At 60.6% G+C, this 11,871-nt stretch carries 9 protein-coding genes; 5 read left to right on the top strand and 4 right to left on the bottom strand.

Translation table 11 applies throughout. The features are described 5' to 3' along the window. Positions 1-19: 19 nt before the first annotated feature. The 4 genes from LB545_RS09870 (at position 20) to LB545_RS09860 (ending at position 2,973) form a co-directional block, all read left to right on the top strand. Complete coding sequence (locus LB545_RS09870) at positions 20-1,183, top strand: M24 family metallopeptidase (RefSeq protein WP_140581359.1); 1,164 nt, start codon at positions 20-22, stop codon at positions 1,181-1,183. 210 nt (positions 1,184-1,393) lie between these two features. Further along, positions 1,394-2,095, top strand: a complete 702-nt coding sequence (locus LB545_RS09865) for a winged-helix domain-containing protein (RefSeq protein WP_140499732.1) — start codon at positions 1,394-1,396, stop codon at positions 2,093-2,095. A gap of 51 nt (positions 2,096-2,146) precedes the next feature. Next, positions 2,147-2,269 (top strand): hypothetical protein, encoded by a 123-nt coding sequence (locus tag LB545_RS30815; RefSeq protein WP_263493742.1) that lies wholly within the window; start codon positions 2,147-2,149, stop codon positions 2,267-2,269. Positions 2,270-2,691: 422 nt separating this feature from the next. Continuing rightward, the gene (locus LB545_RS09860) at positions 2,692-2,973 is read left to right on the top strand and encodes an HU family DNA-binding protein (RefSeq protein ID WP_095089546.1); all 282 of its coding nucleotides are present in this window, start codon (positions 2,692-2,694) and stop codon (positions 2,971-2,973) included. Positions 2,974-3,833: 860 nt separating this feature from the next. Here LB545_RS09860 and LB545_RS09855 read toward each other — a convergent pair. From LB545_RS09855 to LB545_RS09845, 3 genes are all read right to left on the bottom strand, one after another. Next, a complete protein-coding gene (locus tag LB545_RS09855) occupies positions 3,834-7,715 on the bottom strand; it encodes an autotransporter domain-containing protein (RefSeq protein ID WP_140581361.1) in 3,882 nt (1,293 codons plus the stop codon). A gap of 355 nt (positions 7,716-8,070) precedes the next feature. Then, positions 8,071-10,053, bottom strand: coding sequence for a recombinase family protein (locus LB545_RS09850; RefSeq protein ID WP_140581362.1), 1,983 nt, complete (start codon positions 10,051-10,053; stop codon positions 8,071-8,073). 365 nt (positions 10,054-10,418) lie between these two features. Further along, the gene (locus tag LB545_RS09845; protein WP_181171895.1) at positions 10,419-11,156 is read right to left on the bottom strand and encodes a hypothetical protein; all 738 of its coding nucleotides are present in this window, start codon (positions 11,154-11,156) and stop codon (positions 10,419-10,421) included. On the opposite strand from LB545_RS09845, the gene LB545_RS09840 reads away from it, so the two are divergent. Beyond that, positions 11,155-11,529 (top strand): helix-turn-helix transcriptional regulator, encoded by a 375-nt coding sequence (locus tag LB545_RS09840; protein ID WP_318012532.1) that lies wholly within the window; start codon positions 11,155-11,157, stop codon positions 11,527-11,529. The two genes, LB545_RS09845 and LB545_RS09840, sit on opposite strands and share 2 nt — an antisense overlap. Positions 11,530-11,606: 77 nt before the next feature. On the opposite strand, the gene LB545_RS09835 is transcribed toward LB545_RS09840, so the two are convergent. Beyond that, positions 11,607-11,810: a helix-turn-helix transcriptional regulator gene (locus LB545_RS09835; RefSeq protein WP_140581367.1), complete on the bottom strand. Its 204-nt coding sequence runs from the start codon at positions 11,808-11,810 to the stop codon at positions 11,607-11,609. Positions 11,811-11,871: the final 61 nt, after the last annotated feature.

Genomic DNA, 11,871 nt, shown 5'->3' with positions numbered 1-11,871 from the left:
AGTCCAGGAGCAGGCGACCATGCTTCCAGCACCACCATCACCCGATGTGCCCCTTGACGAGCTGGCCACGCGGCTCGCCGCCGTCCGGCGCGAAATGGCCCATGACGCGGTCGACTTCCTGGTTCTCACCAATCAGAAAAACATCGAGTATTTCACCGACTACCGAACATTGTCGTGGGGCTATCATTCGCGGCCGTTGTTCGTGGTGATCGACCAGCGCGACATACTCGTCATAGCCAACCGGATTGAGTCCAGAAACCTTGAATCGAGGCCGAGGGCTTTTTCGATCGTCTACTATGCTGGCTATCTTGCGGAAGGCGCGCGCGCCATCGTCCAGGAGATTTCCGCTCGCGATCCGGCTGCTACGACAAAAGCCGCGATCGACTATGGACAGGACATGCTTGGTCGCGGTTCTCTGGAGATCGTGGATGGCTTGAGAGCGCGCGGTGGCCGGCTGGAGAGCGCCACGGATCTTTTGTGGCGAACCCGCATCATCAAATCGCCGTTCGAAGCTGGCCTCAAGCGCATCTCCTTCGAGATCGTCAACGCCGCCTTCGATGATGCCGTTTCGCAGGCCAGTCTAGGCATTACCGAAGTCGAGCTTTGTCGGCAGATCCAGTCGCGTATTATCATGAATGGAGCGGAATGCGCCGATCCGATTGCAATGACCTTCTGCCGGGGGGAGTTCAACTACAGCCGCCCACCCCGGATGCAGCCCCTTGCGGTCGGCCAGTACGCCTGGACCGATTTCCGGTCCACCTATGGTGGCTATCCGGCTGATAGAAATCGCATTGCCCGCGGCGGCCTACCCGAACGCTGGGAGATCGATGCATACGAACGAACGCGCGGGCTCACGGTCGCGCTCGCAAATGGCGTCAGGGCGGGGATGACGTCCGGAGACGTTTTTTGGGCCTTTGAGCAGCTTTGGCGCGATGCAGGCTTGCCCCCCGCTTATGGTCTCGTTTCCCGGATCGGCCACGGCGGAGGGCTCGACGTCACCGAGCCGCCATCCATTTCTAAAGATAATCCCGAAATTATAAGGCCGGGCATGATCCTTCACCTTGAGCCCAAGCTGGAAATCAATGGCGCCGTCTTTCAATTCGAGGAAGTGATCTACGTTCGCGAGAAGGAAATCGAGTTCTTAAGTGAACTTTCCCCCGAACGGATGCCGGTCATCAACTAGGGATTTAGTGGGCGCGCAGGTCGTACTCGTTCGAAAAGGCTAAGCGACGCCTGAGGGCCGACTGGTGACCCGTATCGCAGGTCCTGCGAGGCACGAAGCCAATCGACTGAAAACCGGAGACGTTTCGGAAATCCGGCAGTTGCCTGGCAGTTGGGGTGTGCCAAGAGACGGGCATTGCGCCACGCCGCCTGAGAGAACTGAACCGCGACTATGAAGCCACTCATCGTGATATGCACGCATGACGCGGAGTTTTATCTCGTGCTCAGCCACATTCTTGCCGTGGACGGATTCACCAGTGCGCTGACCAGCAACGTGGATGAAATCTTTGAATTGGCAGCCGAGACAACGGTGCGGGCCTGTGTGCTCGATTGCCGGCCAGACAATCGTATGGCCGACAACTGTGCCCGACTCAGGCAGGACGCCCGGACAAGCGCCCTCCCCGTCGTTGCGCTGATTGCAGCTGGTGCCGAGAACCAGCATCTGGCGTTGTTGAAGTCCGGAATCAACGAAAGTTTCGTGAGGCCATTGGCGCCGTCTAAGCTGCTTGACTACCTGCACTTCAAACTTGGAACCAGTCCAGAACCCGGCGTACGGACCCCGCCTGCCATGTCGCTGAAATATGGCGACGTCGAAATGCAGGTCGACAGCCATCACGTGCGTTGCAACGGCAGAGAAATTCTACTGGGACCGATAGAGTTCAGGCTGCTGCGTCATATGCTCGAGAACCCGGAAAAAGTGGTCAGCCGCGACGAGTTGATTGCGGTGGCCTGGCCGGGCAATGTTTATGTCGGTCCGCGCACGGTGGATGTTCATATCAGCCGGTTGCGCAAGTCGCTCAAGCATTCCTCACATGGCGATATCATTCGCACCGTACGGCTTGGTGGATACGCGCTGGAATATCACCCGTTTTGATCGGTGCCGTTCACCGGCAAGTAAAGATCACTTTCTCGCTAGAACAGGACTGTGCAGAGCCGGCCCACGCTTGGCGCCCATGTCGCCTCCTCCGATATCGATGTCGCAGCAGTCGAGGAGTTGGAAAAGGTGTGGAACATTGTCGAGTGCTTCGCCGGCAAAGCCAAAGCCTGAAGCCACGGATGTGATGCGACATTGCGTAGAGATCGCAGCCGGCCGCGCGTCGATGTCAGTCGTTGAAGTGTTGGTGAGGATCAGATCTTTAGCGCATGACCACCCGCGAGAAGCGCCTGTTGGAGCGCAATGGCACTTAGAGCGCTGCCCATAGCCGCGTCACACCTGATCCTCCACCGTATGGCTGAATGATCCCGCTGCGGTCACGCCTCACACACGGTGAGGCACTGGTGGGACGGGTCGCATCCACGCCGGACGTCTGATGCCGAGGTGATGCGCTGCGTGACTTTCGCGACAGAGTGGTGGAAATTCCTGGCTTGAGCGTTGGTTCGCACCGCATTCCGTTCCTTGACGCGATGACAATGTGGAATTGCCTGTGCCATAAGGCCAATCGTTGAATCAACTCAGAAGGGATGGAAACGATGGCTGTAAACACGATCGATATTGCCGAACGCCTTGCAGACGCGCACGGCCTGTCAAAAACCCAAGCGAAATCCGTGGTCGAGGATGTGTTGAAGGGCATTGCGGAAGCCGCTGCCAAGGGCGAGGAAATTAGCCTCAATGGCTTCGGCAAGTTCAAGGTCCAGAACAAACCAGCACGTGATGGCCGCAACCCGTCGACTGGCGCCACGATCAAGATCGCCGCATCGAAGAAGATCGTCTTCCAGCCGGCAAAGGCTCTCAAGGACTCGGTGAACGGCTGATCATTCAATGACGATACATCTCGTCTGATGGTAACGCGCTGTCCTGTTGGGCGACGGTGTCTCATGCCAAGATCATCAGCTTCTCATTGCTGCCGTTCTTAGGTCGAGGTCCCCGGCCGCGCGCCAATGCGCGGCCGGAAAATTCTCCAACAGCAGGCTGGCCGGAACCGCGCGGCAGCTCCGGCCGTCGCGCTTACTCGGCGGCGATGTTGAAGGGTTCGCCCCCCGGCCAAAGCGCTGCTGTCGGAGCGCGCACCGTTCATCCTGGCCGGCTCGGGGACTTCCGGCTCCAGTTCGGCAACGTTCGCCGAACTGACATCTGAACCTTCCTGCCGTTCACCAACCACCACAGGTTCCTGGGTCCCCAAGACAGAAGGCAGGCATCCGGCTCTGGCGAGCAACTGCTCGGCGGCTTCCGCCATTGGCCGCCGGCGAAGAGGCGGCAGTGGGGCTGTCAGACCTGAAAAAGCAGCGTCGCGCGCGGCGTCGAGGACATGTGCCTTGGTGGCGTCGGGACGGTTGACGTCCAAGAGCGATAGCGACACAAACCTGCACCGCGCTGCGTATGTCCAGCAGATGCAGCGCTACCTTCAGGTAGCTTCGGCGCCACGCGGTGCGATCGTGTATATGACACCGGCGAAATGTTGCCTGTCCTGCCGGTGAATTGAAGTTCAACATCTAAGCATCACAATCTTCGTTAGCCGCGAGCTGACGGTCAGCTTCTGGCTTTCGCAACGAAAATTGCCGACATTAAGTCTACTGGAACCGTAACAACGAATTGACCCGATCCTGACGACCAAGCATTCGCGGCGAATGCCAATTTCGCTGGCAATAGGAGCCTTCAAAGATTCCGCCACCGATCAAAATTTCACGGAAAGATCCGCCCTGAACCCGTGGTCACTGGTGCCGTCGCCGATCTGGCCGGAATAGGAGAGGCCGAGCGAGGTCTTTTCCGAGAGGGCGAGATCAAGCCCAGCTTCGAGCACGAGCGCGTCCTCAGCGATCGGTGTCCCGGCGACGGTGAAGGCCTCACCGCCGGTGAAGGCAAAATCGGCGAGCGGCGTGACGTCGCCGAAGGCATGTCGCCAGCCGAGCATGCCGCGCGCCGTGGCCTTCATCCCACCAAGCCCGAACTCGGTCGAAGCACGCAGGCCGAGCGTGGTGAAGGTGGCGTCGGTGGTACCGCTGGCGCCTGTGAGCGCGGCCGCCCCGCCATCCTCGGTAAAGCCGTAGCTATGCACGTTGACGTAAGCGAGATTGCCAAAAGGCTCCAAGGCGAAGGAGCCGCGGTCGATCCGGTAGCCGAGCTCGCCGAAGACCTGAGCCGTGCCGGCGTCGTAGTCGGCGGTGAGACGGTCGGTGAAGCCGGGAAAACTGACGGAGCGCGCCGTCTCGATGGCGTGCCATGTGTAGGCCGCACCGGCCCGCAGGCCAAGCGCGCCCCACTGGCCGCCACCATAAACACCGAGATGGTAATTGTCGCTGTCGCCGGAGGACGCGCGATCATCGACATCGAACGAGCTGCGGCTGTAACCGGCAAGCAGGCCCAGCCGCCAGTTTTCGGCGATCATTCCGTCTGCGCCGACAAGGAAGCCGCCGGTCGAGCGGTCAAGCGAAGCGGCGTTGCCATCGCTGTCCCATGTTCCCCATGAACCGAAGGCCTGCCCCCACGCCGCAAAGCGCTCCGTATCGGCCGGAGCGGGCGCTGCCCCTGGAGCACTATAGCGCGCGCTCTTGCCTTCTCGCACCAGCGCCTGTTCCTCAGGCGTCAGGGCGGAACCATCCGGCCCATAAGCCAGCACCGGCATGGAGGATCCAGAGCCATCCCCGAAGGCGGCCCGCACCCTGTTCGTTGCCGCCTCACGCACGAAGCGGCTGTCGTCCAGCATGGCGCCCTTTATCGAAGCGTGTATCTCACCAGAAAGCTGATCGAAGGCATCCCGGGCCGTTTCCTCGTCGGGCAAGCCGACGATCGCGTCATAGATCGGATTGCCAGGCCCCTGGCCCTCGGCGCCATCGCCGACCGCACACTGGTTCGCAGAGATTGCGACATCGCAGAACGACGCGTCGTTGCGGGCTACGTCGAGATAGACGGCGTTTGGATCGTAGGCGAGCGAAAGGTCGACGAAAGGCGCGTTCTGGTCAAGTGTGCCATAGGTGCCGGTAACGCCGCCAGCGGCGGTCAGGATGGTGTAGCGGGTGCCGGTGTCGTAGCCGCCTGGCGCCTTGAGCGCAAAGACGGTGCCGCCCTCGATCCCGGCAGCACCGGTCACATCGATCAGGTCGGAACTGCCGTCCGGGTCGATTTCGGCTTCATAGGTGGATCCGGCAAGCTGGGTGTAGTCGCCGTCGACCGTAAGCGTCCCAATGGAGTTGCCTGGTGCGATGGTGCCCGCCACCGTTGTGGTTCCAACCGTGCCGTTGCCTTGCAAACGGCCGTTCGCCAGAACATCGATCGTGCCGCCGAGCGTTCCGTTGACCGCAAGCGTACCAGCATCGACGGTCGTGGCGCCGGCGAAGGCAGCGGAATTGCCGGTGACTTCCAGAAGGTCCGCACCTGTCTTCAGGAAGTCGCCGGCGCCCGAGATGCTGCCGGCGTAGGTTGCATTCGCACGTTGCTCAAACGTGAACGACGCGCCGGAGCCGATCGCGACATCGCCGCCGAAACGCTCGCCCGCGCTGACGAGGTCGCCGGCATCGACGGACCAGTCGAGCGTACTCATGCCGGCGAGAACCAGTGTGCCAGTGCCGTCCTTCACCATATTCCCCGAGCCGCCGATACCGCCAGCGAAAGTCGCGTTGCCATTCTGGTCGAACACCACCGTGCCGTCATTGCCGATATTACCGCGGAACGATGCGGCATTGCCGACAAGTGTACCGACCTCGATAAGCGTGTTCCCTTGGTAGCTGTTGGAGCCGGTGAGCGTCAGCGTGCCCGCGCCATCCTTGGTCAGGCTGCCGGAGCCGGAGATCGCACCGGTCACGGTGAGATTCGAATCGGTCTGGAAGATGCCGCCGCCAGCCTCAAGCGTGACGCTGCGTCCCGTTGCAAGCGCCGCCGTATTCTGCAGTGTGCCACCGTCGAAGGCCAGCCCGCCCGAGGCGGCGCCGAGATTTGCGTCGGCTGAAACCTGCAGTGTGCCGTTCAGGATGGACGTGCCACCCGTGTAGCTGTTGGCACCGGACAGCGTCAGCGTGCCGGCGCCGGTCTTGATGAGGGAGCCGCCGCCTGTGACGACACCGGCGGCGGTGAGGTCGGCCCCAGTCAAAAAGGTGCCGCCGCCTGCGTTCAGCGTGACGTTTCGCGCTGTCGTGAGGGCCGCCGTGTTCCGCAGCGTACCCCCGTCGAAGGTAAGCCCGCCCGACGGGGCGCCGAGATTGGCATCGGAGGAGATCGACAGCGTGCCCCGATTGATGGTCCAGGGTGTCACCGTGCCTGTTGCTCCCGTCAGTGTCCAAATGCTGGTGCCTGTCTTCGAGAACACGCCGAAGCCCTGGTACTGAGCGGCCACGCCGATCTGTGAGACGTCGAAGCTGGCATTCGCGCTGCCGCCCAATGCTAGGGTGTCGGCGCTGCTGAAGGCGACGACGTTGCCCGTAATCATCGAGCCGGCTTCAAGCATCAGTGTGTTGGCACCGCCAGCAAAGACAATCGCGTTGGTCCCGGATGCGCCCGAAATCGAGCCCCTGTTGACAATCGTCAGATCGCTTCCGCTCACCCCGAAGCCGGCGGACCCAGCCGTACCGTCATTGGTGCCTCCGGTCCCGGCAACGCCGCCAGTACCTCCCGTGATTGTTCCGCTGTTGCTAATTGTTGCGCCACTTCCGGTGACGCCTATCCCGCCATTGCCGCCATTGCCGCCCGTGGTGGGAGCCGCATTGTCGTTGCCACCGCTGCCGCCATTGCCGCCGGTGATCGTCCCGAGGTTAGTGAATGTGGCTCCGGAGACAAGCGAAACGCCGGCGCTTCCATTGCCGCCATGACCGCCGAGCACCGGGATCGTTTGCGTCGAGCAGCAGCCGACGTTGTTGCCGCCGTTGCCGCCGTTGCCGCCGGAAATTGTGGAGCCGTTGGTAATTGTCGAGGCGCCCGCCGTGGCAAGTCCGATACCTCCATCGCCGCCGTTGGCGCCAAACGGATTTTGAGAAATTCCGCCGTTGCCACCGTTGCCACCGGTGATTGAGGCGTCGACTCTGACAGTCGCGCCATTTTCGACCACCACGCCATAGCCGCCGGCGCCGCCGCCTCCGCCTGCGCTACCAAGCCCATTGCCGCCATTTCCGCCATTGCCACCAGCGATTGGGCTGGACACGCTGGAATTCGTCGTCACCATGTGGCCGTGCGCGCCACCGCCACCACCGCCGCCGTTGAAGGTTAGAAAGGCGTCGGCATTCGCGCCGCTCACGCCGTTGCCGTTGTTGATCCCCGAGACGCCGCCGGTGCCGCCAAAAGCGCCATTTTGACTGGTGCCACCGGTGCCGCCGGTCGTGCCACCACCACCGCCACCGCCGGCGGCCGTGTTCGTTTGGCCGTTCCCGCCATTCACGCCGGCAGTCGTCGCCTTGCTCGCACCGCCAGGTCCACCCACGCTGTCGCCGTCGATGAAGTTTCCACCACCCGTGCCGCCGCTTTGTGCCAGCGCTGGAGCCGAAAACGCCAGCGGGCCGACCAGCGTTGCGGTCAAGGAAACAAGTGCAGTGGAGCTTACAAGCGCGGTGCGCCAGGACAGGTTCCGAGGCATGAGCCCCTCCATTATGTCCGGCTTCGGCATTCCCGACCCGATGAAGGCGGCCCCCCGAAAGCCTGTCGTCCCCAAGACCAGCGGAGGCGCGGAGGCGATCAAAAGTCGCCACCCGCGCCAGCCCGTCACCCGCGTTCGCGCACGTTAACTCAACCCAAAGCTGTCGTCCCCGCAGAGGTGGCGAATGAGCTGTCTATGACGTGATTATGATGCCGCTTTGTCGGGGCCTGTTACCATAATACAACAATCTGCGCGGGTATCGTTGCAGGCCCGGATCTACGGGATAGGAGCCAGGGCGGGATGCGAACGAAATGGAGGCCGATGAACATTTATTGCCGCTGTTCTTCGCGACAGATCACAGACACCCGATGCACAGCTTTCCCGCGGATCGCGACGCTCGCTGCGTCCCGCGCAAATGTCGGCGGTTGGCGCAAACTCGCCCGTGGCGTTGACACCAGCGATATCCGCTTCTGGAGAAGGGCGGGGTCACCCGAACGACCGATTGGAGGCGCGAAGCTGTCGTTCGCGTCGTGGAAACGTTCGTCGGCTTCGGGTCAGACTTTCCCGTTCCCCACCAGTCTTTGCAGCACCAAGACAGGTCCATCACGCCCAACACCGTACAAAATACTGCAGTCTTCTGAGTGGGGGGAAAGCGGTAGCGCTCTCCCGCTACCACTTCAAACCCACTATCGTACGTAATGGCGGCAATGTGGCGGCCGGCCAATGCGGTGTGCCTGTCGGTATACCGAGCGCTGGGGAATGCAGCCCCGCCAATAAGGGCGGAAAGCTTGCCCTTGACCTCAATCTCGAAGCCTTTTCGTGCAGGCTTGGGCTGCACCGTGACACTGTGAACAAGGCTCCGAAAGCTTTCGATGAGCGGGCCACGGTCATCGGCGGCAGTTGCGTGGTCAGCCAAGACCTTTGAAAGAGCATCGACGGTTTCGTTGTAACGCTGCAGGGTCGCTGGGTGGAGTGCGACGGTCGACGGTGGCTCATCGACATTCGAAAGTTGCGCCTCGATGTGAGAGAGCTGTGCCTTGAGTTCCGCAATACGTTGCTTTGCATCCTCTTCAGCAATGACGCTCCTGATCACCAGGTCGATCGTGCGCTGCCGTTCGCCTTCAATTCGATCTCGCTTGGTCTCCAGTGCTGTCCGAATTCCATTTCCCTGGGCAGCAAGCTGCCGACGCTCTTCATTGTATTTGCGGATGTAGGCTTCTATCAGGTCCGGCGCTTTCAGCTGTTCGCGCATGCCATCAAGGACCGCCTTCTCGATCTCGGGCAGATAAATGATGCGCCGGTTGGAACAGCTCCCGCTTTCACGAACTGCCGAGCACCGGATACGCGTCTTACCGGTCTTGTCACGATCGTGAACGGACATGCCCGATCCGCACACTCCGCAACGAAGCAGACCGGACAACAGGTGGGCCGGCCGACGCTTGTTATTAGTAGGCGCGTTCACCCTCGCGCCTTTGCGAGCCTGTGCCTTCTGCCAGATTTCGTCATCGACAATTCGCAAATGCGCAACCTCTTTCGTCTGCCACTGGTCCTTCGGATTTGCCCTGGAGACGCGCTTTCCAGTATCCGGATTTTTCACCATCCGGACTTTGTTCCAGACGATTCTGCCGACATAGAGTTCGTTGAAGAGCAGTCCGACCCCACGTCGTGCATTTCCGTTGATGGTAGAACCGTTCCATCGCTTTCCCCGCGGTGGCATTATCCCATCCCGGTTGAGATCGCCTGCTAGATCTCTTGGAGTTCGACCGGTGACATAGGCGGCAAAAATGCGCCGGACGACTTCAGCCTCCTCTTTGACAATCTCCAGTTCGCCTGGGCGGCCCAAGATAGGTCGATAGCCATAGGCGCGGCCTCCCGCGTGACGTCCGTCACGGACGACTCCGGCCATACCCCTACGCACTTTTTTGGCGCCATCCTCCCTCTGCATCTGACCGACAAGTCCACGAATACCTATGAGAACTGCATCGGCAATCCCGTCATGAACAGCCTGGATTTGGATGCCGAGAAAAGAGAGCCGTTTGTAAATGCCCGCGAGGTCCGCCATGTCCCGCGACAGACGATCGAGCGCCTCGACGACCAGGATATCAAACGCATTCTGGCTTGCCGCCTCCATCAAACGCATCAGGGCGTCGCGACCCAATACCGAAGCACCGGAGCGCGCCTTGTCCTCGAAGACGGCAATGACATCGAGGCCGTTGCGATCTGCATATGCACGGCACAGCGCAATCTGGTCCTCGGTGGACTTTTCGTTTTGCAGCTCTGTCGAAAAGCGTGCGTAGACGGCGGCCCGCCTCGTCTGTCGGAACCCTTCTTCTGGCACTGATCTGCATCAAACTCGGAATGTCGGTTGTCCGCAACTCCGATTGAAATGAGATGATCGCGCCTGGCATCAGCAACGGCAAGCGCTTCGACGAACTTAACCATAGCTCTGCGAAGTTCCCCCGCCGTCGCCGCTGGGGTGGTTCCGTGGGGCAATCCACCATTGTATTTGTCTTTTGCAGCCGTCACGAAGGCCAGGATCACGATGACTACAGGCAATAAAAGGGGCCCACTCCTTCGATCGTGCAATTGAGACCCTGCAGGATAGAAATCGGATAGGTGCCAGACTAACGAAGTCTCGCGAGAGTCCTCGCAACACGGTTGGGAACCTTATGACTGTGAACTGGGATGCGTAGGCGAGCCTTGTCATGCCTCGGTCCCATCGTCGCCACGCGCAAAAGCAAAGCCGCCCTCTCCGGGCCTTCGGCAATGTTGCTGCTGACCAATTTCTTCGGGAAACACTTGCTCGGGCATTGCCTCCTTGGCGATCCGAACAAGGTCGTCGCGCGCCGAACGAATCTGCGGCCAGGGAAACTCACTGCTGCCCTCCGAAGGTTCCCCTTCCGTCAACGCGGCATCAAGCTTAGCCGCCACGCCGGCAAGTGAGGCCGCGGGGGTTCTGGACAACAGCTCGAGCAGTTCCTCCGCTCGGTCGGCAGCCTCGCCTTCGGCGAGCAACATCGCTGAATAGCCCATCTCCCTATCGGCCGCATCCCAGCGCGCTTGATGAGCGGCCAAATCGGTCTCAGCCTTCGCGCGGTTTGCAACTTCCTTAGGAGAAGGATTGGGCAGCGCTTCGGCTTCGACGGAATGCAGCGTTACGCCGTCCCTGTCGTGCAGCCGGATGGTCGAACAAGGCAATTCGACCGTTGCGACAAGCTTGCTCTCCATGCTCTGCTGCAGGCGGCACAGTTGTTCAGTCTTCTGTTGGGCAGCCTGCCATTTGCGCCAAGCTGCAACCGCAGGGTCAGCGGATTGGCCTACTTTCAGATCGTCGCGTCTGAATGCTGTTGGCTGCCATCCCGCAATCGCAATTGCTGTTCCCCCAAGTAGGCTCCTCCGCGTGACGAGAGACAAAGTCGTGGTATTGTCGGAATCAGCCATGATCCGAGCTCCAAACAGCTTGGGTTGTGGTCAGGCCGCACTAGGTGTAGCGAGCACCTGTGCGGCCGCACAGTCTCCGTCACTTATGTCACTTTTTGTGACTTTTAACAAGATTAATGTCATGAAAAAGGACATATTGCCCCAGCAGCTCCGCGCGGCTCGGGCCTTGATTGACTGGACAAGAGAGGACCTGGCGAACGCATCGGGCCTGACCGTTCGTACGCTTGCCAGAATTGAGAGCTCTCAAACGACCCCTAGACCGGCTACACTTGAAGCGTTAACCGCAGCATTGGAAGCAGCGGGGATCGAATTCATTTCACAGAATGGAGGAGGACCTGGCGTCCGACTTGCCCGTCGACTGGACGGCAACTGACGCAAGCGATCATTCTGAGTGCGATGGGACTCTTCCTAAGCGATCGTTTGTCGAGATCGGAAGATCCTGACTTTCAGTCAGACCTGACGCTCCGCTCGCCATGCAGTCGGATTGCCCACCCATCTATTGATATCGGATTCGCGCCAGCCCGCCCCGTTGATGCTTATCTTGATCTGAGCTGGGAACGTGCCTTCGGCGATCTTGCGATAGACGGTCGAGCGGGACAGGCCGGTCCGGGCAAGGACGGTTTTAAGGCGAATGATACGATCCGGTTCGGGCATGACTGCGTTGCCTTTCGCTGACTGCAATTGACACCTGCTGGGACCAGACAGGACGGAACGA

This window comes from Mesorhizobium sp. BR1-1-6, from assembly GCF_020165355.1.
In the GTDB taxonomy this organism is placed as follows: domain Bacteria; phylum Pseudomonadota; class Alphaproteobacteria; order Rhizobiales; family Rhizobiaceae; genus Mesorhizobium.
The sequence above is the reverse complement of the archived record's forward strand: the minus strand, read 5'-3'. Positions and strand labels throughout refer to the sequence as shown.